Raw genomic sequence first — 25,353 nt, forward strand, 5'->3', positions numbered from 1 at the left:
ACGACCCCCCACAACTGCGCATTTCCGAGAGGTTCGGCTGGACGGCAGATTATTGCCTCCCCGAGGCTGAGGTATCCGCGGAGGGTTTGTTGAACGCTCGGTCAGTCGGCCAACTGTGCCCGGAGGCCCGCGATGAGCGCTTCAAGGCCGATGGTGAAGGCGGCATCGGCGGAATCCGCCTGCGATGTGTCGCGGCGGCGGACTGCTGCAGTGAACCTCGGGTAGTCAGGGCCCAGACTGCCCGACTCGAAAATGTCCTCAGGGGCGGCGACGTCGAACGCTGACCCGAAGATGAACGATTCGAGCGCCACGATGGCCGGGATGATGCGATCCTCGGGCCAGCCGGCGTCGAGGAAACCAGTGGTCACTGCCTCGTACATGGCCAACGTTTCGGGGGCGCCGGTGACGGGCAGTACCGCGATCACTGAAATCAGTGGCGCGTGGGCGGCGAACACGTTCCGGTAGGACCACGCCCAGGCGCGGACCGCTTCGTCCCACGGGGCCGAGGCGAACGAGCTGAAATCTACCTGGGCCATCACACGGTCCTCGACCCACCGCAGCACCTCCTGCTTGGATTCCGCATGGTTATAGAGGGCCGACGGCGCCACTCGCAGCCGCTGCGCGAGGGCCGACATGGTGAGCCCCTCGTATCCCTGGCTGGCGATCAGACCCAGCGCCGCATCGGTGATCAGGTCCCGCGACAGCAGGCCACGCGGCGGTCGGCCCGCCCGACGACGAGTGTCCGACGCTCCCGCACTTCCCATGACCGCCCCTTCGCCGTCGCGTTGTTGGGGATTTATTCTACGGTGCCCCATCACTGTCATCCCCTTTGGTGGCTCCGCCCTTTCCAAACCCGGGTGAGTATCGCTACAGTATCCCTAATAAATGAATGACGTTCATTTTGTGGCCTGCGCCATACCCAATCGTGAAAGGCAACTGTGGAGCATCTGGAACGTGACGTAGTGATCGTCGGAGCGGGGCCGTCAGGTCTCACCGCGGCGTGGGAGTTGAGGAGAGCGGGTCTGAGCGTCGCCGTCCTGGAAGCGCGGGACCGCGTCGGTGGACGCACCTGGACGGACACCATTGACGGCGCCATGCTGGAGATCGGCGGCCAATGGGTGTCACCGGACCAGACAGCGCTGAAGGGGATGCTCGACGAGTTGGGCCTGGATACCTATGACCGGTATCGCAGCGGCGATTCCGTCTATATCGGCGCTGACGGTACCCGCACCCGCTACACGGGCGACATGTTCCCCGTGTCGGCCACCACCGAAGCGGAAATGAACCGGTTGATCGACCTGCTTGATCGGCTGGCAGCTGAAGCCGGCCCTGAAACCCCGTGGACCCACCCCGAGGCGAGAGCCCTGGACACCGTTTCCTTCCACCACTGGCTCCGCGAACAGTCATCCGATGAAGAAGCCTGCAACAACATCGGACTCTTCATCGCCGGCGGGATGCTCACCAAACCGGCGCACGCCTTCTCCGCTTTGCAGGCGGTGCTGATGGCCGCTTCGGCCGGTTCCTTCTCCAACCTCGTCGACGAGAACTTCATCCTCGACAAACGGGTCATCGGCGGCATGCAACAAGTGTCGGAACGCCTCGCGGAGCGTCTGGGCGACGACGTCGTCCTGGGCAGTCCGGTCCGCACCTTGCGGTGGTCCGACGACGACGGCGTCACCGCGGTCTCCGACGCCGCGACCGTTCGGGCACGGTACGCCGTGATGGCTGTTCCGCCGAACCTGTACTCGCGGGTGTCCTACGAACCGCCGCTTCCCCGCCGCCAGCATCAGATGCACCAGCACCAGTCGCTGGGCCTGGTCATCAAGGTCCACGCCGTGTATGCGACGCCGTTCTGGCGGGCCGACGGCCTGTCCGGCACCGGATTCAGCGCGTCGTCGATCGTGCAGGAGGTCTACGACAACACCAATCACGAGGATTCCCGCGGAACGCTGGTCGGATTCGTGTCCGACGAGAAGGCCGACGCCATGTTCGCGCTGGACCCCGTGGCCCGCAAGCAGGCAATCCTCGAATCCATCGCCGGCTTCCTCGGCACCCAGGGACTCACCCCCGAGGTCTACTATGAGTCCGATTGGGGCTCCGAGGAATGGACCAGGGGCGCCTACGCCACCAGTTACGACCTCGGCGGCCTCCACCGCTATGGCCCGGACCAGCTGACCCCCGTCGGCCCGATTCACTGGTCCTGTTCCGACCTCGCGGCGGAGGGCTACCAGCACGTCGAGGGAGCCGTCCGCATGGGTCAACAAACTGCCCGTAACATCCTGAGTATTGCAGCCGAAGGAGCATGACCCGCATGGACTACATCGTCGGGTACACAGCTGACGAACGCGGCCGAGATGCCGTCAGCCTCGCCGTCGCGCTCGCTCGCCGCCAGGACGCAAACCTGCAGTTGGTGATGGTGATGCCGGAGCAGTCACCCTACAACGCCGTCTACCCTCCCGTGCGGGGATTCGAAAGCATCCTCTCGGCGCAACTGCAGGAATGGCTGGCCGAGGGGCTCGCTTTGGTTCCCGACGACGTCACCGCCCGGGCGCACGTCATCAGCGCCGATTCGCAGGCGGGTGGCCTCATCGATGCCGCAGTCGATTCCGGCGCTTCCCTGATCATTATCGGAGCGAGCTCCCGGGGGCTGCGTAAACGGTTCAACGTCGGCAGCGTCGCGGGAGCTCTCCTCCACGCCTCGCCGGTGCCGGTTGCACTGGCACCCCAGGGCTATCGACGCTTCGATCCGATCACCCGGCTCACCTGCGCCGTGGGTACCAGGGAAGGCGCCAACGAGGTCATCGCCGTCGCCGTCGATTCCGCTGGCCGGCGCGGCCTGCCGTTACGATTGGTTTCGCTGGTGGCGCTTGACCCGGCCACGGGCACCGACGGAGGCGCTGACGCCGCTGCGGTGGAGGCGGCGCATGAGCACGCGAACACGCGGTTGGCTGAGGCGGCGGCGTCGCTCGCCGCCGGCGGTCAGGTCAGCGTCGAAGTGGTGCAGGGCGCCACCGTCGAGGCAGCAATCGGGGCTCTGGCCTGGGACGAAGGCGAAATCCTCCTGGTCGGATCCAGCCGGCTCGCCCAGCACAGCCGCCTCTTCCTCGGGGTCACTGCCAACAAAATCCTGCGCGCGCTGACCGTACCCATGGTCGTTGTACCGCGCAGCTACGTACTAACCGAGGACCCGCCGCGCCAGCCGGAGCGGTTCGCTACCAAACGCTCCGATGCCGGTGAGGGCAAGGACGTCCAACCTACCGAGGTGAAGCAGTGAGCATCATGCCTACAAAGGATTCCCCCACCGGACTGAGCCAGAAAGGCCTGAACTCCGGGTCGGTTGGCCTGCTCGGGGCCGTGGTCATCGGTGTGTCCTGCATTGCACCCGCCTACACGCTGACCGCCGCGCTGGGCCCCACAGTCGCTGAGGTGGGAGTGCAACTGCCGGCCATCTTCCTGGTCGGGTTCATCCCGATGCTGCTGGTCGCCCTCGGCTACCGCGAACTGAACAATGCGATGCCCGACGCCGGCACCTCCTTCACCTGGGCCACCCGGGCGTTCGGTCCCTGGATCGGCTGGATGGGCGGCTGGGGGCTGATCGCGGCGACGGTCATTGTGCTGTCTAATCTTGCAGCTGTCGCCGTCGATTTCTTCTATCTCATGCTCGCGCAGCTGACGGGCAACGAGTCGCTGGCCGACCTGACACTCAACCTGCCGTTGAACATCGCGACCACCCTGGTCTTTGTTGCCCTGGCCTGCTGGGTCTCTTACCGCGGGATGGAGACGACCAAGGCGGTCCAGTACGTGCTGGTGGGCTTCCAATTGCTGGTCCTGGGCTGGTTCGCCATCGCCGCATTTGTCCACGTGGCCAACGGCACGGCCTTCGACGCCACAGCCATCAGCCCCGACTGGTTCAACCCGTTTGCTGTCGAATCGTTCTCAGCCTTCGCCGCCGGTGTCTCCCTGTCGATCTTCGTCTACTGGGGCTGGGACGTCACCCTGACCATGAACGAGGAGACCAAGGATCCAGAGCGGACCCCGGGCCGGGCGGCCACGCTCACCGTCGTCGTCATCGTGGTGATCTACCTGACCGTCGCGTTGGCGACGCTATCCTTCGCTGGTGTGGGCGATGGCGAGTTCGGTGTCGGAAACGAAGACAACCAGGGAAGTATCTTTGCTGTCCTCGCCGGGCCCGTGATGGGGCCATTCGCCATTCTGATGTCCCTGACGGTGTTGAGCAGTTCCGCTGCCTCCCTGCAGTCGACTTTCGTCTCGCCCGCCCGCACCCTGCTCGCCATGGGTCACTACCGGGCGTTGCCCGCGAACTACGGGAAGATCAGCCCCACCTACAAGTCTCCGAGCTACGCCACCATAGCCGCTGCCGTCGCAGCGTCGGCGTTCTATGTGATCACCCGACTGGTGTCCGAAAACGCCCTGTATGACACCATCACCGCCCTCGGCATGATGATCTGCTTCTACTACGGGATCACCGCCATGGCCTGCGTCTGGTATTTCAGGGCGGTAGCGTTCAGCAGCGCCCGTAACTTCGCCTTGAAGTTCCTCGCACCACTGCTGGGCGGCGTGATCCTGCTGGTGATGTTTGTGAAGACGGCAACCGACTCGATGGATCCCGAGTATGGTTCAGGATCGGCGATCGGGGGAGTGGGGCTGGTGTTTATTCTCGGCACCGGCGTGATCCTCCTCGGCGCAGTGCTCATGCTGGTGATGTACCGGGTCAATCCCGGCTTCTTCCGCGGTGAGACCCTCGTCAAGGGGAGCGCGCCGGCCGGGGTCCGGTAGCTGCGCATCCCGGTGGCCAGTGCGAGGAGTGCGCTGGCCGTCGTCCGCGATAGGGTTGCGGGAGCAGATCTGCGGCGGTAATCCCGAGGCGCCGGTCAGAATCCGAACCGGAAGGCACGCCCGTATGCGTTATGTAGTCGGCTTCACTAACAACGATCGCGGCCGCGACGCGTTGGCACTGGCGACGTCGCTGGCCCGGACCCAGGGTGCGAGCATCGACCTGGTGACGGTCCTCGACCGTCCCCAGGACGGCAGCGTGGGCGCCGGCACCAACCGGGCTCTTGCCGCGTTGGAGGAAGCCATCGCAGGAATCCCCGGCGGCCTCGAGGTGGTGCCCCACATCAAACTGGCCGACTCCTTCGCTGAGGGCCTGCTTGAGGTGGCAGCGGATCTTGACGCTGGACTGATCGTCATTGGGGCCGCCAGCAACGGGCTGCTGCGGCGGTTCACTGTGGGCAGTGTGGCGAACGCGGTGCTCCACTCGTCCCCCGTGCCGGTGGGCCTAGCCCCACGCGGCTACCGCCACCGCGACCGGATGACCAGGCTCTCCTGCGCGGTCGGCACCCGCGCCGGCGCCGAGGCGGTCCTGGATGTGGCAGTCGACTCGGCAGCACGCCGCGGCATGCCATTGCGGCTGATTTCCCTGGTGGCACTCGACGTCAATGAGCAGTCGGACTCCGGTGAGGCCATCAACCTGGCACATCAGCACGCCAACTCGGTGCTGGCCCGCGCGGGGGCACAGCTTCCCGAGGGACATGAAACAACAATCACCGTCGCCCACGGACGAACCATCGAGCAAGCGATCGATGACATCGAATGGGATCCGGGAGAGATTGTCTTCGTTGGGTCAAGCCGCCTTGCGAAGCGCAGCCAGCTGTTCCTCGGATCAACTGCCAACAAGATGCTTCGCGCGCTGCCCGTCCCAATGATCGTGGTCCCCCGGGACTGGAATCTCCCAGCAGCGTAGGACTCACCGTCACCACCCAGCTAGAGGCTTTAGGGCGCTGCTAGACGGCGGCGGTCTCTTGGGCCGGTGCTGAAGTGCCGGGCCGGCGGGGAGCGCGGGGCAGGCGCGGCCTGGAATTCTTGCGGACCGTGTGCAGCATGTCGATGGTGAGCATGGCGAGGGCAACCCAGACCAGCCCGAACCCGACCCAGCGTTCCAGTGGCATCTCTTCCTTGATCACGAAGAGTGCCAGCAGGAACTGCAGTACAGGAGCGAGGTACTGCAGGAGCCCGATGGTGGTCAGTGGGAGGCGCCGCGCCGCAGCGCCGAAGAAGATCAGCGGGACGGCCGTAATGACTCCTGACGCAGCCATGATCCAGAAATGTCCCGGACCCTCGGTCAGCACGGTCGCCGCGCCGGTGGCGCTCAGCCAGATCATGATGCCCGCGGCGATCGGGGTGAGCACGGCCGTCTCAATGCTCAGACTCGACACCGCATCAACCTTTGACCCGACCCGCTTCTTGACGAAACCGTAGAAGCCAAACGAGAAGGCCAGGGTTAACGCAATCCAGGGCACGTTGCCGTAACCAATGGCCAGCACCACCACTGCGATGATGCCGACGCCGACCGCTGCCCACTGCAGCCTGCGCAGCTTCTCACGCAACACCACGACGCCGAGCAGCACCGACACGATCGGGTTGATGAAGTAGCCCAGCGCCGCTTCGATCGCGTGGCCGGTTGTCACGCCATACGTGTACACGAACCAATTCACCGCGATCAGCAGGGCCGCCAGGGCCAGCGTGCCGAGGATCCGTGGATTTGCCGCGGCGGAGCGGACTGCCCGCCAGGACTTCATGACTGTCAGCAGCAGCGCACAGAACACCAGCGACCAGAGGACGCGGTTAGCGACAATCTCAATCGCGCTAGCAGGTAGCAGGATCAGGAAGTACAAGGGCAGCAGACCCCAGAGGCCATACGCGCCAACTCCGTACAGGATGCCCGTCGAATTTTCGCTCCGGGGCTCGCGCTTGCTCATGGTTTCGGTAGGAGTCACGTCCGCTCAAACACCGGCTTGGTGAAATTTATTCCAGCCGACAACCAGTTTCGGTGAGGGCGGCGCGGGGAGACGGCCATCACAGGTTTAGACTGCACCCCGTAGGGCATTTAGAATAGGAAACTGTGCGCTAAACGTGCGTCTCTGTTAGTCGACTAGGGAAGAAGGCCAATCAGTGTCCACCTCAGCTGCGGGACGTCCGCTGCGGGTAGCGATCATCGGTGCCGGTCCGGCAGGCGTGTACGCCGCCGACATTCTGACGAAATCCCAGGAAGTCCAGGGCGGCGACTTCGCCGTCAGCATCGACCTCTTCGACCAACACCCGGCGCCCTATGGCCTCATCCGCTACGGTGTGGCGCCTGACCACCCCCGTATCAAGGGCATCGTCAACGCCCTGCACAAGGTACTGGACCGCGGCGATATCCGCTTCCTTGGGAACATCAATTACGGGCGGGACCTCACGCTATCGGACTTCCGCAAGTTTTACGACGCGGTGATCTTCTCCACCGGTGCCATCAAGGACGCCGAGCTGGACATCCCCGGCGTGGATCTCGAAGGATCGTTCGGCGGCGCCGAGTTCGTCTCCTGGTACGACGGACACCCCGATGTGCCGCGCGACTGGGCGCTGAACGCCACCGAGATCGCCGTGATCGGCAACGGCAACGTCGCGCTCGACGTCGCCCGCATGCTCTCCAAACACGCCGATGACCTGCTCGCCACCGAGATCCCTGACAACGTCTACGCGAGCCTGAAGGCATCACCCGTCACTGACGTTCACGTGTTTGGCCGCCGCGGCCCGGCACAGGTGAAGTTCACCCCGCTGGAGCTGCGGGAACTGTCCCACTCCCGGGACGTGGACATTGTGTTGTACCCGGAGGACTTCGACTTCGATGAAGCCTCCGAGCAGCTGATCGCCACCAACAACCAGACCAAAACCATGGTAAAGACCCTCACCAACTGGCTGGTCGACGACGAACCGACCGGCGCCTCCCGCAGACTGCACCTGCACTTCCTGCACTCTCCAGTCGAAATCACCGATACGCCCGAGACCCCCGGCAAGGTAGCGACCATGAGGTTCGAGCGCACCGAGCTCACCGGCGAGGGTAGTGTCCGGGGGACCGGAGAGTTCATCGATTACCCGGTGCAGGCCGTCTACCGGGCCATCGGGTACTTCGGCTCCGAGCTACCCGAGGTGGGATTTGACGGTCAGCGCGGTGTCATCCCCAACGAGGGCGGGCGGGTCATCGACCAGCAGGGTGCCCCCGTTCCTGGGATTTACGCCACGGGCTGGATCAAACGCGGCCCGGTGGGCCTCATCGGCCATACCAAGGGCGACGCCCTGGAGACCATCGGGTTCCTTCTGGAAGACCGCCTGAACCTGCCACCGGCTCAGGACCCGTCCGAGAACGCCATCATCGATCTGCTCACTGACCGGGGCATCCGATACACCACCTGGGAAGGCTGGCTGAAGCTGGACGCCCACGAGCTGAAACTCGGCGCCAACTTTGTGCACGACGGCGGTACGAACGCCGAACTGGTCAGGGAACGTGTGAAGGTTGTGCCCCGGGACGAGATGATCGCGATCTCCTGCGACACCTCGTCGGTCAGCCAGTAGGGAGGACCCGCCGGCCGGAAAGTGGTTTACCCGACGTCCCGCTCAGGAAAAACCTTCGGACACCCCGCGACAGACCGCCGTCACCGGCACTAGACTGGTTCCACCGCACCGGCGGGGAGACCATGAAGCGGAGTGTCGATGACGCAGCAGCAACTGCCGATTCCGGGGGGACTCACGTCGAGAACCCTGCAGCAGTACGCCAACCGTGCGCACGAACAGCTCGGCAGCGGCGCGCCGTACGGCGTGCGCACGCTCGTCGGCGAGTCCTGGCTCCGTTCCCTTAAACATCTTCCCGACCCCGACGCCGTCCAGGCCCCCTTGTTTTACACCGATGACGAGCTTGAGGCGTACCGGCTCGGCCACCCCCTTGCCGCGGTCCTGCCCATTATTCAGAAGCTCCTGGTCCAGCCCAGCATCGACAGCGGCCTGCTGGTCGCTGTTGGCGATGAGAACGGACGGCTGCTGTGGGTCGATGGTGATCGGAAGTTGCGCCGCAGGGCCGAGGGCATGATGTTCGTGGCCGGATCCGACTGGTCGGAGCGCGCCGTCGGCACCAGCGCGCCCGGTACCGCACTGGCCCTCGGGCAAAGCGTGCAGATCGCCGGAGCCGAACATTTCAGCCGTCGGGTCCATCCGTGGAGTTGCACTGCCGTGCCCGTGCACGACCCGGATTCGGGAGTGGTGCTGGGGGTCGTCGATATTACTGGTGCCGACGACGCCGTGGCGGTCCATACCTTGTCGCTGGTGGAGGCCACGGTTGCGGCAGCGGAGGCCCACCTCAGTCTGCACCGCCTGCTGGCCCGGCAGCCCGCCCGGAAGCTGGCCCCTACCAAGGCGAATTCCGTCTACCGGGATGGCCTGCGAATCCTGGGATTGGACCATGGTGTCCTCCAGTTGGGGCGCCGATCGGTTGAGCTCAGCGCCAGGCATGCCGAGCTCGTGACCCTGCTCGCCCTGCATCCGGCCGGTCTCAGCGCCGAACAACTCGCCGCCATGGCCTACCCTGAACACGTTTCGGTCACCACGGTGCGCGCCGAGATGCTGCGGCTGCGGCGCATCCTCGCACAGCATCTGCCGTCGCTGGTACCGCGCTCCCGGCCCTACCGCATGCCCCGCGAGGTGCCGGTCGACGCGTCTCAGGTTCTGGACTACCTGCAGCGTGGTGCGCACCGGATGGCATTGAATCTCTACCGGGGACCGGTGCTGCCCCGGTCCGAGGCGCCGGCCGTTGTTCGGCTCCGCGCGGAGGTCAGTTCGCTGCTCCGCGAAGCAGTCCTCAACGACGGCGCTGCGGACGCCGTGCTCCAGTACCTGCAATTGCCCGAAGCCAACGACGACGCCGAGGCCTGGACTGCAGCGCTGAAAGTACTCCCGCCACGGTCGCCGCGGCGTGCTGCCGTCGTCGCCCATGTGGAGCGGCTGGAAGCCGAGCTGAACCTACCCTGACCGTACGGCATACTGGGCGGGCTCCGGGTGCAACCCCCGTGCAACTGACGCCTGCCTACACTTCGGAATAAGGACGAAGACGTCCTTATCGGAACCCAAGGAGTTAAACACATGACTGTTTACGCCCAGCCTGGCCAGGATGGATCCAAGATTACGTTCAAGCCACGCTACGAGAACTGGATCGGCGGCGAATGGGCTGCCCCGGTGAAGGGCCAGTACTTCGAAAACATCTCCCCTGTGACCGGCAAGGTCTTCTGCGAGGTGGCGCGCGGCACTGCCGAGGACATCGAACTGGCCCTCGACGCCGCCCATAAGGCCGCCCCGTCCTGGGGAAAGACCTCCGTTGCCGAACGCGCAGCAATCCTCAACCGGGTCGCCGACCGGATCGAGGAAAACCTGGAGATGCTGGCGGTGGCAGAAACCTGGGACAACGGCAAACCCATCCGCGAGGCGTTGGCCGCAGACCTGCCGCTCGCCGCAGACCACTTCCGCTACTTTGCCAGTGCCGTTCGGGCGCAGGAGGGCCGCCTGTCCCAGCTGGATGATGACACCACGGCGTACCACTACCACGAGCCACTGGGCGTCGTGGGCCAGATCATCCCTTGGAACTTCCCCATCCTGATGGCCACGTGGAAGCTTGCCCCGGCGCTGGCCGCGGGCAACGCCGTCGTACTCAAACCCGCTGAGCAGACGCCGACATCGATCCTGGTACTGATGGAACTCCTCAGCGACATCCTGCCGCCCGGCGTGCTGAACGTGGTCAACGGTTTCGGTGTGGAGGCCGGCAAGCCGCTGGCGTCATCGAAACGGATCCGCAAGATCGCCTTCACCGGCGAAACCACCACGGGCCGGTTGATCAGCCAGTACGCCAGCCAGAACCTCATTCCGGTCACCCTCGAACTCGGTGGAAAGAGCCCGAACATCTTCTTCGGCGATGTTGCCGACAAGAATGACGCGTTCTATGACAAGGCGCTTGAAGGATTCGCTCTGTTTGCATTCAACCAGGGCGAGGTCTGCACCTGCCCCTCGCGGGCATTGGTGCAGGAGTCGATGTACGACTCGTTCATGGCCGACGCCGTCGCCCGCACCGAAAAGATGATCCAGGGCAACCCGCTGGACACCGACACCCAGGTAGGTGCGCAGGCTTCCAACGACCAGTTGGAGAAGATCCTCTCGTACTTCGACATTGGGCGGCAGGAGGGCGCGAAGGTCCTCACCGGTGGTGAACGGATCACCCTGGATGGTGACCTGTCCGAGGGGTTCTACGTGAAGCCGACCATCTTCGAGGGCACCAATGCCATGCGGGTCTTCCAGGAGGAGATTTTCGGTCCGGTCGTGTCGGTAACCCGGTTCAGCGACTACGCCGAAGCCATGCAGATTGCCAACGACACCCTGTACGGGTTGGGCGCTGGCGTCTGGTCGCGGAACGGCAACGTCGCTTACCGCGCGGGACGTGAAATCCAGGCTGGCCGGGTGTGGGTGAACAACTTCCATGCCTACCCTGCCGGTGCAGCATTTGGCGGGTACAAGTCTTCCGGCATCGGCCGTGAGAACCACACGATGATGTTGGATCATTACCAGCAGACCAAGAACCTGTTGGTGAGCTACAGCGAAAACAAGCTGGGCTTTTTCTAGGGAGGGGTGATGACAGTCGAGGCCACCATTGTGCTCCCCGGGGAGGATTTTTCCAGGGTGGCGCTGACTGAACCGTCGGTGCAACTGTTGAGGAAATTGTGGGACCTCCACGGTCCGCTGATGTTTCACCAGTCGGGTGGCTGCTGCGACGGGTCTTCGCCAATGTGCTACCCGGCGGGTGACTTCATCACCGCTGAGGCCGACGTGTTGCTCGGCGTGCTGGATGTTGGTGCTGGAACGGGCGAGTCGACTCAACTGATCGAGTTCTGGATGTCCCGTGAACAGTTCGAGTACTGGAAGCACACTCATCTGACCGTCGATGTGGTGCCCGGCCGGGGGAGCGGCTTCTCGGTCGAGGCCCCCGAAGGAGTGCGGTTCCTGATCCGATCCCGGCTGATGTTCTAGCACGTTTCCTCTATAGGTTGCAGAAACCGGCGAACGCACCAGATATATCCGGTGCGTTCGCCGGTTTCTGCCGTGCTGGGTGGTAGGTATGATGCCGGTGATACTTGCACAGAATGCAAAAATGCACTTAGTGTAACTGTATGGGCAAATCGATCGCGCCGACTGGTGCCGCACCGCTGCCGGAAACCGCCGACGTCGTCGTAGCGCCCGGCCGCCGTGAACAGAACAAGCTCGACACCCGACGGGCCATCGCGGCATCGGCCCTGGACCTGGCGCGCGCCCATGGGCTCGGGAATTTTATCGTGGATCAGGTGGCTGCGGAGGCAGGAGTTTCACGCCGGACCTTCTTCAACTATTTCCACAGTGCCGAGGAAGCGCTCGCCACCTCCACCGATGCTTTGCTCGAGTTGGCCGCTGCAGAATTCATGGCCAGGCCCGCCGATGAGCCGCTGCTGGATGCGATGATTGCCGCGCTGGCCGCCATAGCCAAGACGGACAACCTCAGCGTCTGCGGCGAGCTCTTCCGGATGGCCGAGGGAAGCCCGGAACTGATGCGCAGTCAGCTGCACGCGTGGGAACGGGCTGAAGCCCGGATTGGCCAGGCCGTGAGCGAACGCATGGGCGGCAACCTCGACCCCCTCTACCTGCTGGCCCTCGTGGGAGCTGTGCTCTCCTGTGTCAAGGCAGCGATGCAGGTGTGGGCTGCAGCCGCCGAAGACCGACAGGGCGGCTCGGCAGCCGAGCTCGAAGACCAGATTGTCGGCGCGCTGTCGATGCTGCGCGACGGATTCAGCGACCCCAGCTAGCCCGGCGGTCACCGCCGACCGCCTCCCATTGCTTTTCCGCCAGTACCGCTCCCATTAACTGAACGAACCGAGGAACACTTCATGGCACACCTGCTGTACCGCCTAGGCAAGTTTGCAGCACGACGGCGCTGGTGGGTTGTCTCCGCCTGGCTCGCCATCCTGGTGGCGGTCGGAGGGTCTGCTGCAGCGTTCTCGGGAACGCTCAGCAACAACTTCTCCATCCCGGGCACCGAATCCCAGCGGGTCCTTGACCAGCTGCGCGAAACCATGCCCGACGCCATCGGAGGAATGGGGACAATTGTCTTCGAAAACCCGGACGGAGCCATGACCGCCGAGCAACAGACCGCCGTCGAGGACGCCCTCGCCGACCTGGAACAGGTTGAGGGGGTCGAAGCGGTCATCAATCCCTTCGACGTGTCCCGTCAGCTTGAGGAGGGTCGGACCGGCATCGAGGAGGGCCGGGCGGAGCTTGAGCAAAGCACCACCGATCTGGACGCCGGTGCGCAGCAGGCCGCGGCTGGGCAGACACAGCTCGACGCCGACCGTACGGCGTTCGAACAGGGCCGCGACCTGCTCCCGCCGGAGCAGGCCCTGGCCATCGAGGGTCAGTTCGATGACGGTCAAGCTCAGCTGGACGCCTCGCTCGCCGAGATTGAGGACGGGCGGACCTCGCTCGAAGCCGGTCGCACCGAGCTTGACCTCGCGGAGCGCACCCTCGATGCGTCGTCGGGAATCCAGTTCGTCTCCGACGATGGCGCCGCAGCGGTAGCCAGCGTCCAGTTCGACTCACCAGTGGACGCCGTAACGCTGGAGACCCGCGAAGCGGTGCAGGTGGCCACCGATGCGGCGACAGACACCGGCGTCACCGTGTTTTACAGCAAGGAAATCGTCCAGGACATCTCCGAAATCTTCGGGTTTGCCGAGATCATCGGCCTGCTGGTGGCGGTCATCGTCCTGATCGTCATGCTCGGCACTCTGGTGGCCGCCGGGTTGCCGCTGCTGATGGCCATCGTCGGCGTGGGGATAGGTGTGGGGGTGACGTTCGCTCTGACCGGGGTCATCTCGATGAGCTCCATCACTCCCGTACTGGCGCTGATGCTCGGGCTCGCCGTGGGGATCGACTATTCACTGTTCATTGTGAACCGGCACCGGACCCAGCTGCTCCGCGGCATGGTCCTGCAGGAATCGATTGGCCGTGCCACCGGAACCGCAGGCAACGCTGTCCTGTTTGCTGGCATCACGGTGATTATTGCGCTCGCCGCGCTCGCCGTACCTGGTCTGCCGTTCCTGACCCTCCTTGGGCTCTCGGCCGCCGGCACAGTCGCCGTCGCGGTACTCGTGGCGCTCACCCTGACCCCGGCCCTGCTCGGGTTCATGGGCCGCAAAGTCATCTCCCGTCGCCGGTGGGCCAAAGCTGAGGCCGAGTCCGGTTTCCAGGCGTCGCAGGAGCAGTTTCAGCGCAAGGCCGATCACAAGGCCGCCAGCGGTCGCGGCTGGGGTGGGTTCGCTACCCGCAAGCCGATCCTCACGCTGATCGCGGGAGTGGCAGCGCTGGCGGTCGTCGCGCTGCCGGCACTCGAGCTGAGGGTGGGTCTGCCCGACGGCGGATCCGAGCCGGTCGATTCCACTGCTTTTCGGGCGTATCAGCTGGCCGGGGAGTACTTCGGTGAAGGGACCAACGGTCCGCTGCTGGTCGTGGCAAACCTCCCCGCGACCGAGTCAGATACTGAATTGAGTGAACTGCAACTGGAGGTAGCCGACCGACTTGCGACAGTGGACAACACTGCCGCTGCGGTACCGGCAGGGGTGAGCGACGACGGGCGCACCGGCATCTTCCAGGTCATCCCCACCGAGGGACCGGCCAGCGAGAGCACCGAGGAACTGGTCCGCGAACTGCGCGATTCAGCTCCCGCCATTGAATCGGACACCGGTGTGTTGATCTCGGTGACCGGTCAGACCGCCGCGAACATTGACGTGTCAGCGCAGCTGATGGAGGCAATGCCCCTCTACCTCGGGATTGTTGTGGGCCTGTCACTGGTCTTGCTGCTGCTCGTGTTCAGGTCAATCCTGGTCCCTCTGATTGCGACGGCGGGCTTCCTCCTGTCACTGCTGGCAAGCTTTGGGGCGACGGTGGCCATCTACCAGTGGGGCTGGTTCGGTGACATCTTCGGGGTGACCAACCCGGGACCTATCCTGAGCTTCCTCCCGATCATCCTGATCGGTGTCCTGTTTGGGCTGGCAATGGACTATCAGATGTTCCTGGTGTCGGGCATGCGCGAAGCCTGGGTACATGGCAGCAGTGCGAAGAGCGCGGTGCGGGTGGGCTTCAGCCACGGTTCACGGGTGGTGACAGCCGCCGCTATCATCATGGTGGCAGTGTTCGCAGGGTTCGTGTTCTCGCACCTGACCATGGTGCGGCCCATCGGCTTTGGCCTGGCTTTCGGCGTGCTGGTCGACGCGTTTGTTGTCAGGATGACCCTGGTGCCAGCGGCCATGTACCTGCTGGGCAGGCACGCCTGGTGGCTGCCGAAGTGGTTGGACCGTATGCTTCCCGACGTTGATGTGGAGGGCGCCCGGCTGTCCCGGACCGAGCCGGAAGCCCACCAGAACGCGTCGGACAGTGTCGATAAGGTCACGATCAAGGGCTGAGAGGGGAGCGTCCTACGTTGTGGGCGTGGATAGGTGCCGGGCCGACGTACCATTCGAGATATGGCCCGACCTCCCAACCCGGAACGCAAGAAGGAACTGCTCGATCAGATCCTCGACTACTTGCTGGACAAGACCTTCGCCGGACTCAGCTTCCGCACGCTTGCCGACGGTCTTGGCATCAGCAGCTATGTGCTGGTGTACCACTTCGGAAATCGCGAGGAACTCGTCAACCAGATCGTGAATCACATTGAGTGTCGTGACGAGTCCGTCAAGCTGCCTCACCCGGAGGACCTCAGCCGGGAAGAGTTCCGCGTCTGGTCTCTGGCGTCGTGGCGCTGGACGCAGATTGAACGTAACCGCCAGTTGCAGCGGCTGGAGTTTGAGGCATCCCTCCACGACGCTGTCAGCGCCACTCCGCGGCTGAGCGCTGCGGCGAAGTTCGACTACTGGCATGGCTTCATTCGAGGCTGGCTACTGTCCCAGGGCATGTCGGCTGCCCGGGCGGATACTGCCGCCCGGCTCCACCTGTCAGGAGTTTATGGTCTGCAGTATGACTTCGTCGTCAACCAGGACCGCAAGTCAGTTGAGGCTGCGCTGCTCCTGATGATGGACTACTTCTTCGATGGCCTGGACCGGGCCCTCGAGTTGCAGCGGCGGTCGGGCGACAGCGCCCAGGGGCCTCAGCCAACAGGTTAAGGCAGGAAGGGCGGGTCCTCCACGGGCCCGCCCTTCCTGTACCCACCGGTAGGTGATGCTTCGGTTAGAGCTTGTTAGCTGCTTCGGCCTCGGTGTTGCCACCGGTGGCATCGCTGCCCAGGGACGCGCGGAGCTTGGCGCCAAGTTCGGCGTCGACGTTGGTCCAGTACTGGATGGCACGTTCCCTGATGGCGTCAACGGTCACGCCGCCCACGGCACCGGTGATGGTGTCGAGGAAGCGGGCCTTCTCGCCGTCGTCGAACACCTCGCGGTACAGGGTTCCGGCTTGACCGAAGTCGTCGTCCTCGGCGTGAAGGGTGTGAGCGGCGCGCACCAGATCGCCGTCGTTCTCCCAGCCACCATGTGGGCCGTACTGTGCCGGATCCGCAGCGGGGCCGCCGACAGAGTTCGGGGCGTAGACCGGGGTGGACGGCGAGTTGAATGAATACCGTGCTGCTCCGTCCTTCGAGTAGTTGCGGACCTCGTTCTTCGGCGCGTTCACTGGCAGTTGCGCGTGGTTGGTCCCTACGCGGTAGCGGTGGGCATCCGCGTAGGAGAAGATGCGGGCCTGCAGCATCTTGTCGGGGCTGGCAGCGATGCCTGGAACGAAGTTCGACGGCGCGAACGTGGCCTGCTCGATCTGCGCGAAGTAGTTCTCAGGGTTGCGGTTCAGGGTGAGCTTACCGACCGGGATCAGCGGGTAGTCGCCCTGTGGCCAGACCTTGGTCAGGTCGAACGGGTTGAAACGGTAGCCCTTCGCGTCGTCGTATGGCATCACCTGCACCTTGAGATCCCAGCTGGGGAAGTTGCCCGCAGCGATGTTTTCCGAGAGGTCGCGGAGATGGTGATCGGCGTCTGAGCCAGCGAGCGCCCCCGCTTCGTCTCCGGTCAGCACCTCGTGGCCCTGGTTGGATTTGAAGTGGTATTTCACCCAGGACTTCTCGCCGCCTTCGTTGATCCACAGGTAGGTGTGCGAGCCGTAGCCGTTCATGGTGCGCCACGAGTTGGGTAGGCCGCGATCGCCCATCAGCCAGGTCACCTGGTGTGCTGATTCGGGGCTGAGGGTCCAAAAGTCCCACTGCATGTCGGCGTCGCGCAGGTTGGTACCTGGCAGGCGCTTCTGGGAGTGAATGAAGTCGGGGAACTTGATCCCGTCGCGGATGAAGAAGACCGGGGTGTTGTTGCCGACCAGGTCGTAGTTGCCTTCGTCGGTGTAAAACTTCAGGGCGAACCCGCGGGGGTCGCGCCAGGTGTCGGGGGAGCCCTGCTCGCCGGCGACCGAGGAGAAGCGCAGCAGCGTTTCGGTGATCGCGCCCGGCTGGAACAGCGACGCCTTGGTGTACTGGCTGACGTCTGACGTGGTTTCGAAGACGCCAAAGGCGCCGCCGCCCTTTGCATGGACCACACGCTCGGGGACGCGCTCGCGGTTGAACTGCGCCAGCTTCTCGATCAGGTAGTGGTCAGTCAGGGGAATCGCGCCGTCGCGGCCGAGGCTGGATGAGTTGGCGTCATCGACGACTGGTGCACCGGATTGGGTAGTGCTGAAGTTCGTGGACATCTGGCTCCTTTGTTTCTTCGGTTATGAATTGGGGTGGTTTGTGGGGTGGGTGGAAACTAGCGGCAGTCCGTGCAGAGGCCCTGATAGACGACGTCGGCTATCTGGATGGTCATGGGGGTGGCGCCGGCAGGCCACTGCGGGGTGAGGCAGGGGGCATGCCCGACGGCGCAGTCGACATCCTCAATGCGTCCGCAGCCGGTGCAGACGGCGTGGTGGTGGTTGTCGTCGACGCGGGTCTCGTAGCGGGCGGGGGAATGGGGTGTCTCGATCCGGCGCAGCAAACCCAACTCCGTCAGGTCAGCGAGCACCACGTAGACCGACTGGACGGTGATGTCCGGCAACCTGGTCCGCACATTGGCGGCGATGTCATCGGTGGTTGCATGGGGCGACAGCTCGACGGCGGCCAGCACGGCCAGGCGCTGACGGGTCACCCGACGACCGTGGGCACGCAGGGCGGTGGCCCACAGTGTCTCTGCGGCGTTCGGCGAGGGTGCCATCCTGGTCATGGACCCAGTCAACCATCTATTGTGAGGAACTCATAATAGGCGTGCCGTTGGCTGTGAAGGGGCGACCGTTAGGTACCGTTGATGGATCACTGAGAGGGGAATCCATGAACCGGTCCATCTGGGAGCAGTCCCAAACAGTCGTGGTGGGCGAGGTGTCCTGCGCGGTTCGCACCGTTGGAACGGGCAGCCGTGAGGTGGTCCTGATCCATGGGATCGGTGTCTCCGCCCGCTATTTCGAGCCGTTGGCCGCCCATCTCGCACTGACCTGCACCGTCCACGCCATCGAGCTTCCGGGCTTCGGGTCAATGCCGGCGCCGCGCCGGCGTCTGACCATCGAGGAGTTCGGCAGAATCGCCGCCGCGGTGATGCGGATTGTGGGGGTGCGCGACGCCGTCGTCGTCGGACACTCGATGGGTTCCCAGGTGGCGGCTGAGGCGGTGCGCGCGGCACCCGATCTGGTGGAACGTTTGGTTCTGTTGGCGCCCACCATCAACGACCAGGAGCGGACCGTAGCGACGCAGCTGATGCGGTTGGCGCAGGACACCCTGCGGGAGTCACCGGCCGCGAACTACATCGTGGTGTCTGACTATTTCCGGGCCGGGATGAGGTGGTACCTCAAAACCCTCCCGTCGATGCTACAGCACCGGGTGGAGGAGGTGCTGCCGGACATTGGCTGCCCGGTCGCCCTGGTCCGCGGCAGTCGGGACCCGATCGTGCCGGCAGACTGGGTGCTTCGGCTGGCCGCGATCGGCCGGGACGTGACCACCGCCGAGATTCCCGGTGAGCCGCACGTGATGATGTATCGCTCGCCCGAGGCCACCGCCCGGCACTGCCTCGGAGAAACCTCCCATGCTGTTCCTTAGGCGTGGCTGGTCCTGGCTGCTGGATTACGCCTACGTGGGGTTCTGGCAGGTTCACGGTTTCCTTTTTCGTGAGGACCCCACCCGCTACCTCACGCCCGACGTCGGCCCCGACGCCGGAGCCCGTCCGCCGGTGCTCCTCATTCCCGGCATCTATGAGACCTGGCAGTTCATGCGTCCGGTCGCCGTCCACCTTGCGGCGGCGGGGCACGCGGTTCATGTGGTGCAGCAACTGGGGTATAACCGGGGAACCGTCCAGTCCATGGGTAGGTATGTGGCTGACTACCTCGCCGCTCACGATCTCACCGACGTCGTGCTGGTCGCCCATAGCAAGGGCGGACTGATCGGCAAATATGTGATGACGCAGCCCGACGTCGGGAACCGGGTACGGCAGCTGATTGCCGTGAATACGCCGTTCTCCGGCTCCACCTATGCCAACTTCTTTGTGTTGCCGAGTATCAGGGCGTTCTCTCCGCGGAACAAGTTCCTGCTGACACAGCTGGCCAATAGTGGGTCGAACGCGCGGATCACGTCCATCTACAGCAGCTTCGATCCGCATATTCCGCAAGGGAGCGAACTTCCGGGCGCTATGAACATCGAATTGGAGACGATGGGGCACTTCAGGATCATCGGCGATAAGCGGCTGCTCGACGTCGTCGATCAGGCGATTGCCGACCACCAGTCCACCTGATTCTCCCGGGTATTTCGGGCTCCATTTCTTGCTTGACCCGCGCCAGGAGTATCGCGCACCCCATTCCGGCGAACGCGCCAGATATATCGGGGGCGTTCGCCGGAATCGGGTGCCGTTGCCGGTATCGGGCGCGTTCGTATGAATCGGGCGCGCTCAGGGGAATGGACCGCGGCGGAAGTGTCGCGGATTTTCGCCTTTTTACCCACGCCAGCGGTAGTTGCTGGGGGAAACAACTTCGCCGCTACACTTCGTAGGTGCCCAAACTTCTCGCCGACATCACGCCTCTCAAAGAGAGCCCGGCGTTCCGTCGGCTGTTCTACGGGATGGCGCTTTCGGCTGTCGGCACCCAGCTGACCCTGGTGGCGGTGAGCCTGCAGGTCTACAGCCTGACCCAGTCCAGCCTGAGTGTCGGCCTTCTCGGGTTGTTCGCGCTCGTGCCGCTCGTCGTGGCCGGGCTTTACGGCGGTGCTATCGCCGACGCTCACGACCGCCGGAAGGTAGCCCTGGTCTCCGGGTTCTTCCTGTGGGGGAGCACCATGGCGATCGCCGCCCAGGCCTGGGCCGGGGTCGACAACGTGTGGCTCCTCTACTCGCTGGTCGCTGTCCACTCCGGAGCGGCAGGCATCAACCAGCCCACCCGGACGGCAATCATTCCGCGTCTGGTGCGCCCCGAACTGCTCCCGGCAGCCAACGCCCTGAGCATGATCACGTTTGGGCTCGCCATGACGGTGGGTCCGCTGTTCGCCGGCCTGCTGGTGGCGCAGGTGGGCTACGGCTGGACCTACACGATCGATGTCGTCACGTTCACTGCCGCCCTGTGGGCGCTGTTCAAGCTGCCGCCGCTGCCACCGGAGGGCAAAGTCCGGAAGGCTGGTCTCGCAACGGTGCTGGAGGGGTTCAGGTTTCTGGGGACCCGCCCCAATATCCGGATGACCTTCCTGATCGACCTGGCAGCGATGGTGATGGCGCAGCCGAGGGCGCTGCTGCCAGCAATCGGCGCGGTGCTGATCGGCGGCGGTGAGCTGACTGTCGGGATACTGCTGGCGTCGGTCGCCGTCGGAGCTGTCCTCGCGGGGCTGTTTTCGGGACCGCTGGGCCACATCCATCGCCAGGGACTGGCTGTGATGTGGTCGGTGGTGGGCTGGGGCGCCTCGATCAGTGCCTTCGGGTTGGTGGTGGTGATGGCCGGCAACTCCCAGGCGGTGCCGCCGGACGCGCTGTCCCCGTGGATCATTCCGGCAGCGTTGTGCCTGGTGTTCGCGGGGATTTCAGATTCCATCAGCGGGGTGTTCCGCAGCACCATCCTGCAGTCCGCGACGCCCGATGCGATGCGCGGCCGGTTGCAGGGAGTGTTCATTGTGGTGGTGGCCGGCGGTCCCCGCCTGGGTGACATGGTGGCAGGCGGAAACGCCGAGTGGCTGGGGGAAGGCTGGACAGCTGTCTTCGGTGGGCTGGTCTGCATCCTGCTGGTGATCATCCTGATGAAGCGTCAGCCCCGCTTCGCGCAGTACGATTCACGTAACCCCGAACCGTAGCCACAGACTATAGCCACAGACCGGGTCGGAACGGGATGTGGAACAGCACGGTATTTTGGTGCGTTATACGGGGTGAATGGCCGTCACATCAAGGAGTTGGCAGTTTCAGTGCACAATCATTTCAACGGACCGAAGACCCTCATGTTGTTCGGCGCCCTGATGGGCATCTTCCTGGTGTTCGGGGCGGTCATTGCTGGCGCCACGGGCAGCTCGGCGTTCATCTGGATTTTCGCCCTGATCGGCGTGGGCTCGGTGGCCTACAGCTATTGGAACAGCGACAAGCTGGCCATCCGTGCCATGCAGGCGGTGCCGGTCACCGAACAGCAGGCGCCGGCCATGTACCGGATTGTGCGCGAATTGAGCACCAAGGCCAACAAGCCGATGCCTCGTCTGTACGTGTCACCCACCATGGCGCCCAACGCCTTCGCTACCGGCCGTAATCCCGAGAACTCGGCAGTGTGCTGCACCCAGGGCATCCTGAATCTCCTGAACGAACGCGAACTGCGCGGCGTGCTGGGCCACGAGTTGATGCACGTCTACAACCGCGACATTCTGCTCAGTTCCATGGCCGCCGCGGTGGCTGGCGTCATCACCTCCGTGGCTCAGATGTTCGCGTTCACGGGCATGATGGGCGGCAACCGCAACTCGGGTGGGAACCCCATCGCGGCGATTCTGCTGGCGGTTTTGGCGCCGTTTGCCGCCGTCCTGGTGCGTTCGGCGATCGGGCGAACCCGTGAATACGATGCTGACGAGGACGGGGCCAAGCTCACCGGCGATCCGCTCGCTCTCGCTTCGGCCTTGCGCAAGCTGGAGCGCGGTACCCAGCAGGCGCCCCTGCCGCAGAGCCAGCAGTTGGTCAACACCTCGCACCTGATGATCGCCAACCCCTTCAAGGGCGGTGGTGTGCAGAAGATGTTCGCCAGCCACCCACCGATGGACGATCGGGTCCAGCGCCTCGAGCGGATGGCGGGCCAGCCGCTTCGGTAGGCCTCTCATCGTGACGACGACGACGGCGCCCCCCATTTAGGGAGGCGCCGCCGTCGTCGTACTCGGGTGTTGCGAGGGGGTCTGGGTTACACGGTGACCTTGTCTTCGGCAGCTATCCGCTTGAAGGAGCGGGTCCCCTTGACGGCGAGATCGAACTCGGCGTCGATGGCGGCGTCGGGCTTATAGGTCAGTTTGCTGACGACGACGGCGATGATCAGGTTCAGGAAGAAGCCCGGGACGATCTCGTACATGGTGTCGGCGAGGGCTGAGTTGCCCCAGGTGAACACCACGACGGCGCCGGCGACCATACCGGCGAGGGCGCCGGGCATGGTCAGCTTTTTCCAGTAAAGGGACAACAGGACGGTGGGGCCGAACGCCGCACCGAAGCCGGCCCACGCGAACGCGACCAGTGACAGGATCGATTCGTTCCGGCCGGACGCCAGGATGATGGCAACGATCGCGACCACCAGCACGCCGAGCCGGCCGAGGACTACACCCTGCTTGTTGGTCAGGGTGCGCTTGGAGACCATGTTGTAGAGATCTTCGACGAGGGCCGAGGAGCAAACCACCAGCTGGGAGGAGATGGTACTCATGACTGCTGCGAGGACCGCGGCGAGGATGATGCCGGCCACGAAGGGGTGGAAGAAAGCCTGCGACAGGTCGAGGAAAACCGCCTCGGGGTCGGTGAGCGACAGATCCGGGTTCTGCTGGAAGTAGGCGATGCCGACCAGGGCAGTGGAAATGGCACCGACGACGGTGAGGAGCATCCAGGCGATACCGATCCGGCGTCCGGCGACGGCATCCTGCGGGGTGCGCATAGCCATGAATCGGACGATGATGTGCGGCTGGCCAAAGTAGCCGAGACCCCAGGATGCTGCGGAGATGATGGCGACCGTTGAACCGCCGGCGACGATGTTCAGCAGAGACGGATCGACTTCGCGGATAGAGTTGGTCAGGCCACCGAAGCCGCCGACCTGGACGAGGCCGATAACCGGCACGAGGATCAGGGCGACCAGCATCAGCAAACCCTGCGCAACGTCGGTGTAGGTGGCGCCCATGAAGCCGCCGAACAGGGTGTAGGCAATGGTGACGGCGGCAACGATGATCATGCCGAGGGTGTAGTTGGAGTTGAAGGAGCTTTCGAAGAAGACCCCGCCGGCGACCATTCCGGATGAGACATAGAACGTGAAGAACACCAGGATGATGATTCCGGAGACGACCCGCAGAATGCGGGTTTTGTCCTTGAGCCGGTTTTCCAGGAAGCTCGGGACGGTAATCGAATTGTTTGACACCTCGGTGTAGCTTCGCAGCCGTGGGGCAACAAATTTCCAGTTCAGCCAGGCTCCGGCGGTCAAGCCGATGGCGATCCAGATTTCGATCAAACCTGACGCATAGATCGCGCCCGGGAGTCCGAGGAGGAGCCATCCTGACATGTCGGAGGCTCCTGCGCTGAGGGCTGCCACGCCCGGCTTGAGTCCGCGGCCGGCGAGCATGTAGTCGTCGAGGTTCGAGGTTCTCTTGAAGGCATACCATCCGATTCCGAGCATGGCGCCCATATAGATCACCATGGCGATGATTTGGAATGTCTGGTCGGGCATGACGAGGTCCTCTCATGATTTTCTTGGAATTCGCTGAGTGCAGCCGCCGACTATGCCAAAGACGAGCGCTATAAGCCAATAATGTGATTGCGCTCACGTACCCGGACCAGCACTGTCCCCTTTACCCGCCCCTCCCGGCGGGCGGGGGCTGCGTGCCTGGTGTGTCTGGCATGTCCGGTGGGGCTGAGACCAGCCCATTCCGGCAGCCGACGGCAGTTCTAGCCGCGGCGTAGCGCGATGATCGCCCGCGCACCGAACACGGCCGCGCCAAGGGCGATCACGCAGGATCCGAGGACCATGTACCAGGTCTCCGAATCGAGGAACGAGACTATCGCCAGTACGGCAAGTGCCGTACCGCCAAGACCTTCGCCGAGTGCCCTATTGGATGAAACCCCAGTTCGTTTCGTCGTCGTCATCCCCCGAGCCTACCGGCGCCTCGTATCAGCCGAGGCGTGAGATCTGGCGGGTCGACGGTGTTCTGAGTCGCTATGTCTTGAGAATAGCGGCGCCTCGGGGGCATCATCCTAGAACGGTGGTGAGGTTTCTGGTCGCGGTTTTGGTGGTGGTGTGGGTGGTGGGTTGGGTTTGGTGGTGTAGGTTTCCCCGGCGGGGGAGATCGCGATGATCGTCCCGGGTTCGGGTTGGGTGTAGTGCCAGAAACCCTCCGTTTTGAACATATGGTGACGTTTACAGAGCGCTGCAAGATTTGAGTAACTGGTCGTCCCGCCCCGGGACCAGGGGATCGTGTGGTCGAGTTCGCAGAACACCGCCAGCCTGTTGCACCCCGGATGCCGACAGGTCCCGTCTCTGACTCTCACAGCATCTTGGAGGTCTTTGGGGACCCGGTACGTGGTTGCATCAGCGCCCAGCCTGGCCCCCGTGTGGGGGTGGCAAAGGATCCTCGTAAACGACGGCGCGTGCCCAGCGAGCCTCCGGGCAGTGTCCGGGTCGATTGGCCCGTACCCTTCGAGCTCACCCGGCGCATCCCCACCCATGAGGGTCAACACCGGGACCGTCACGAAGACCTTCGCCTGCACACCCCAAAACTGGTTGCCCTCCCACGACTGACCTTTCCGTCGGCTACCGCGAGCCGATCCGTTCCCGCTGTCCTTATCGGCTCCATCCTTCACTCGGGCGTTCGCCTCACCTTTCGTCCTGGCGTCAGTACCTGCGGGTCCGGGCCCGGTAGCCTTGTGTCCGCTGGTCATATATCCGGTGGGGCCGGCGCCGGTGAGGACATCCACGAGGACATCGGCGCGTAACTGGGTCAACGTGCGGGGTTCGTCGGGGCCCTGCATGTTCCGGGCAGCAGTGTCCACCCGGTGGTAGATTCCCGCGGCATCCTCGACGGGCAAATACGCTGCGAGCCAGGCCATCCCGTCATAGGCCGGGTTGAGGAGCACTTCGCGTTCCCTGACCGCTTTCTGGTGCCGGGTGCTAATCGATTCGGGGTGCAGCGCCTCGCGTAACCGCCCGGCCTGACGGCAGAACTTCGTCACCGTGGTCCGGCCCGCCAGCGTGATAAGTCTGCTCTCGTAGTCGGCGGCAAACTCGTCGGTCGCGGTGCGG

22 protein-coding genes are annotated in these 25,353 nt (G+C 64.2%); 15 read left to right on the forward strand and 7 right to left on the reverse strand.

What is annotated here, in order from left to right:
- Positions 1-101: 101 nt before the first annotated feature.
- Positions 102-764, reverse strand: a complete 663-nt coding sequence (locus tag ACX80O_RS12085) for a TetR/AcrR family transcriptional regulator C-terminal domain-containing protein (RefSeq protein ID WP_459333597.1) — start codon at positions 762-764, stop codon at positions 102-104.
- Between the two features lie 174 nt (positions 765-938).
- On the opposite strand from ACX80O_RS12085, the gene ACX80O_RS12090 reads away from it, so the two are divergent.
- The 4 genes from ACX80O_RS12090 to ACX80O_RS12105 all read left to right on the forward strand — a co-directional run bounded on the left by ACX80O_RS12090 (position 939) and on the right by ACX80O_RS12105 (position 5,764).
- Entirely contained in the window at positions 939-2,306 is a 1,368-nt protein-coding gene (locus tag ACX80O_RS12090; protein ID WP_459333598.1) for a flavin monoamine oxidase family protein, read from the forward strand.
- A gap of 5 nt (positions 2,307-2,311) precedes the next feature.
- Positions 2,312-3,274 (forward strand): universal stress protein, encoded by a 963-nt coding sequence (locus ACX80O_RS12095; protein ID WP_459333599.1) that lies wholly within the window; start codon positions 2,312-2,314, stop codon positions 3,272-3,274.
- 5 nt (positions 3,275-3,279) lie between these two features.
- Positions 3,280-4,797, forward strand: a complete 1,518-nt coding sequence (locus tag ACX80O_RS12100; protein ID WP_459333600.1) for an APC family permease — start codon at positions 3,280-3,282, stop codon at positions 4,795-4,797.
- Between the two features lie 124 nt (positions 4,798-4,921).
- Positions 4,922-5,764 carry a universal stress protein gene (locus ACX80O_RS12105; RefSeq protein ID WP_459333601.1) on the forward strand — a complete coding sequence of 281 codons (843 nt, stop codon included), beginning with the start codon at positions 4,922-4,924 and terminating at the stop codon, positions 5,762-5,764.
- A gap of 40 nt (positions 5,765-5,804) precedes the next feature.
- Here ACX80O_RS12105 and rarD read toward each other — a convergent pair whose 3' ends face one another.
- Positions 5,805-6,779, reverse strand: a complete 975-nt coding sequence (gene rarD, locus ACX80O_RS12110) for an EamA family transporter RarD (protein WP_459308190.1) — start codon at positions 6,777-6,779, stop codon at positions 5,805-5,807.
- Between the two features lie 193 nt (positions 6,780-6,972).
- On the opposite strand from rarD, the gene ACX80O_RS12115 reads away from it, so the two are divergent.
- The 7 genes from ACX80O_RS12115 to ACX80O_RS12145 all read left to right on the forward strand — a co-directional run bounded on the left by ACX80O_RS12115 (position 6,973) and on the right by ACX80O_RS12145 (position 16,049).
- The gene (locus ACX80O_RS12115; RefSeq protein ID WP_459333602.1) at positions 6,973-8,412 is read left to right on the forward strand and encodes an FAD-dependent oxidoreductase; all 1,440 of its coding nucleotides are present in this window, start codon (positions 6,973-6,975) and stop codon (positions 8,410-8,412) included.
- A gap of 138 nt (positions 8,413-8,550) precedes the next feature.
- Entirely contained in the window at positions 8,551-9,858 is a 1,308-nt protein-coding gene (locus tag ACX80O_RS12120; protein WP_459308117.1) for a GAF domain-containing protein, read from the forward strand.
- Between the two features lie 111 nt (positions 9,859-9,969).
- Positions 9,970-11,493, forward strand: a complete 1,524-nt coding sequence (gene exaC / locus ACX80O_RS12125; RefSeq protein WP_459308118.1) for an acetaldehyde dehydrogenase ExaC — start codon at positions 9,970-9,972, stop codon at positions 11,491-11,493.
- A 9-nt stretch (positions 11,494-11,502) separates the two neighbouring features.
- Entirely contained in the window at positions 11,503-11,898 is a 396-nt protein-coding gene (locus tag ACX80O_RS12130) for a DUF779 domain-containing protein (protein ID WP_459308119.1), read from the forward strand.
- Between the two features lie 140 nt (positions 11,899-12,038).
- Positions 12,039-12,704, forward strand: a complete 666-nt coding sequence (locus ACX80O_RS12135; RefSeq protein ID WP_459333603.1) for a TetR/AcrR family transcriptional regulator — start codon at positions 12,039-12,041, stop codon at positions 12,702-12,704.
- Positions 12,705-12,785: 81 nt separating this feature from the next.
- The gene (locus tag ACX80O_RS12140) at positions 12,786-15,353 is read left to right on the forward strand and encodes an MMPL family transporter (protein WP_459333604.1); all 2,568 of its coding nucleotides are present in this window, start codon (positions 12,786-12,788) and stop codon (positions 15,351-15,353) included.
- A gap of 60 nt (positions 15,354-15,413) precedes the next feature.
- Positions 15,414-16,049: a TetR/AcrR family transcriptional regulator gene (locus ACX80O_RS12145; RefSeq protein WP_459308122.1), complete on the forward strand. Its 636-nt coding sequence runs from the start codon at positions 15,414-15,416 to the stop codon at positions 16,047-16,049.
- A gap of 64 nt (positions 16,050-16,113) precedes the next feature.
- Here ACX80O_RS12145 and ACX80O_RS12150 read toward each other — a convergent pair whose 3' ends face one another.
- Both ACX80O_RS12150 and ACX80O_RS12155 read right to left on the reverse strand, forming a co-directional pair.
- Positions 16,114-17,607 carry a catalase gene (locus ACX80O_RS12150; RefSeq protein ID WP_459333605.1) on the reverse strand — a complete coding sequence of 498 codons (1,494 nt, stop codon included), beginning with the start codon at positions 17,605-17,607 and terminating at the stop codon, positions 16,114-16,116.
- Between the two features lie 56 nt (positions 17,608-17,663).
- The gene (locus ACX80O_RS12155; protein WP_459308124.1) at positions 17,664-18,113 is read right to left on the reverse strand and encodes a Fur family transcriptional regulator; all 450 of its coding nucleotides are present in this window, start codon (positions 18,111-18,113) and stop codon (positions 17,664-17,666) included.
- A gap of 104 nt (positions 18,114-18,217) precedes the next feature.
- On the opposite strand from ACX80O_RS12155, the gene ACX80O_RS12160 reads away from it, so the two are divergent.
- The 4 genes from ACX80O_RS12160 (at position 18,218) to htpX (ending at position 22,186) form a co-directional block, all read left to right on the forward strand.
- Positions 18,218-18,976, forward strand: a complete 759-nt coding sequence (locus tag ACX80O_RS12160; protein WP_459333606.1) for an alpha/beta fold hydrolase — start codon at positions 18,218-18,220, stop codon at positions 18,974-18,976.
- Complete coding sequence (locus ACX80O_RS12165; protein WP_459308126.1) at positions 18,963-19,664, forward strand: esterase/lipase family protein; 702 nt, start codon at positions 18,963-18,965, stop codon at positions 19,662-19,664. Before ACX80O_RS12160 ends, ACX80O_RS12165 begins: the two co-directional genes overlap by 14 nt.
- 254 nt (positions 19,665-19,918) lie before the next feature.
- Positions 19,919-21,199, forward strand: coding sequence for an MFS transporter (locus ACX80O_RS12170; protein ID WP_459333607.1), 1,281 nt, complete (start codon positions 19,919-19,921; stop codon positions 21,197-21,199).
- 108 nt (positions 21,200-21,307) lie between these two features.
- On the forward strand, positions 21,308-22,186 hold the full coding sequence (gene htpX, locus ACX80O_RS12175) for a zinc metalloprotease HtpX (protein ID WP_459308128.1): 879 nt from the start codon (positions 21,308-21,310) through the stop codon (positions 22,184-22,186).
- Positions 22,187-22,272: 86 nt separating this feature from the next.
- Here the strand turns inward: htpX and putP are convergent, their stop codons facing one another.
- The 3 genes from putP to ACX80O_RS12190 form a co-directional block, all read right to left on the reverse strand.
- Positions 22,273-23,784, reverse strand: a complete 1,512-nt coding sequence (putP, locus tag ACX80O_RS12180; RefSeq protein WP_459333608.1) for a sodium/proline symporter PutP — start codon at positions 23,782-23,784, stop codon at positions 22,273-22,275.
- 218 nt (positions 23,785-24,002) lie between these two features.
- Complete coding sequence (locus tag ACX80O_RS12185) at positions 24,003-24,200, reverse strand: hypothetical protein (RefSeq protein ID WP_459333609.1); 198 nt, start codon at positions 24,198-24,200, stop codon at positions 24,003-24,005.
- 108 nt (positions 24,201-24,308) lie between these two features.
- Positions 24,309-25,353: HNH endonuclease signature motif containing protein (locus tag ACX80O_RS12190; RefSeq protein ID WP_459333610.1), on the reverse strand; the 1,045-nt coding region annotated here is incomplete at its 5' end.

Source organism: Arthrobacter glycogeni (assembly GCF_054511155.1).

Bases quoted from the DNA above. Each gene is read 5' to 3' on its own strand.
- ACX80O_RS12120 (WP_459308117.1), top strand. From the start codon at position 8,551: ATGACGCAGCAGCAACTGCCGATTCCGGGGGGACTCACGTCGAGAACC.
- putP (WP_459333608.1), bottom strand. From the start codon at position 23,784: ATGCCCGACCAGACATTCCAAATCATCGCCATGGTGATCTATATGGGC.
- ACX80O_RS12085 (WP_459333597.1), bottom strand. From the start codon at position 764: ATGGGAAGTGCGGGAGCGTCGGACACTCGTCGTCGGGCGGGCCGACCG.
- ACX80O_RS12130 (WP_459308119.1), top strand. From the start codon at position 11,503: ATGACAGTCGAGGCCACCATTGTGCTCCCCGGGGAGGATTTTTCCAGG.
- ACX80O_RS12095 (WP_459333599.1), top strand. From the start codon at position 2,312: ATGGACTACATCGTCGGGTACACAGCTGACGAACGCGGCCGAGATGCC.
- ACX80O_RS12100 (WP_459333600.1), top strand. From the start codon at position 3,280: ATGCCTACAAAGGATTCCCCCACCGGACTGAGCCAGAAAGGCCTGAAC.
- ACX80O_RS12150 (WP_459333605.1), bottom strand. From the start codon at position 17,607: ATGTCCACGAACTTCAGCACTACCCAATCCGGTGCACCAGTCGTCGAT.
- ACX80O_RS12160 (WP_459333606.1), top strand. From the start codon at position 18,218: ATGAACCGGTCCATCTGGGAGCAGTCCCAAACAGTCGTGGTGGGCGAG.
- ACX80O_RS12105 (WP_459333601.1), top strand. From the start codon at position 4,922: ATGCGTTATGTAGTCGGCTTCACTAACAACGATCGCGGCCGCGACGCG.
- ACX80O_RS12145 (WP_459308122.1), top strand. From the start codon at position 15,414: ATGGCCCGACCTCCCAACCCGGAACGCAAGAAGGAACTGCTCGATCAG.
- exaC (WP_459308118.1), top strand. From the start codon at position 9,970: ATGACTGTTTACGCCCAGCCTGGCCAGGATGGATCCAAGATTACGTTC.
- ACX80O_RS12135 (WP_459333603.1), top strand. From the start codon at position 12,039: ATGGGCAAATCGATCGCGCCGACTGGTGCCGCACCGCTGCCGGAAACC.
- rarD (WP_459308190.1), bottom strand. From the start codon at position 6,779: ATGAGCAAGCGCGAGCCCCGGAGCGAAAATTCGACGGGCATCCTGTAC.
- ACX80O_RS12165 (WP_459308126.1), top strand. From the start codon at position 18,963: ATGCTGTTCCTTAGGCGTGGCTGGTCCTGGCTGCTGGATTACGCCTAC.
- ACX80O_RS12155 (WP_459308124.1), bottom strand. From the start codon at position 18,113: ATGACCAGGATGGCACCCTCGCCGAACGCCGCAGAGACACTGTGGGCC.
- ACX80O_RS12185 (WP_459333609.1), bottom strand. From the start codon at position 24,200: ATGACGACGACGAAACGAACTGGGGTTTCATCCAATAGGGCACTCGGC.
- ACX80O_RS12140 (WP_459333604.1), top strand. From the start codon at position 12,786: ATGGCACACCTGCTGTACCGCCTAGGCAAGTTTGCAGCACGACGGCGC.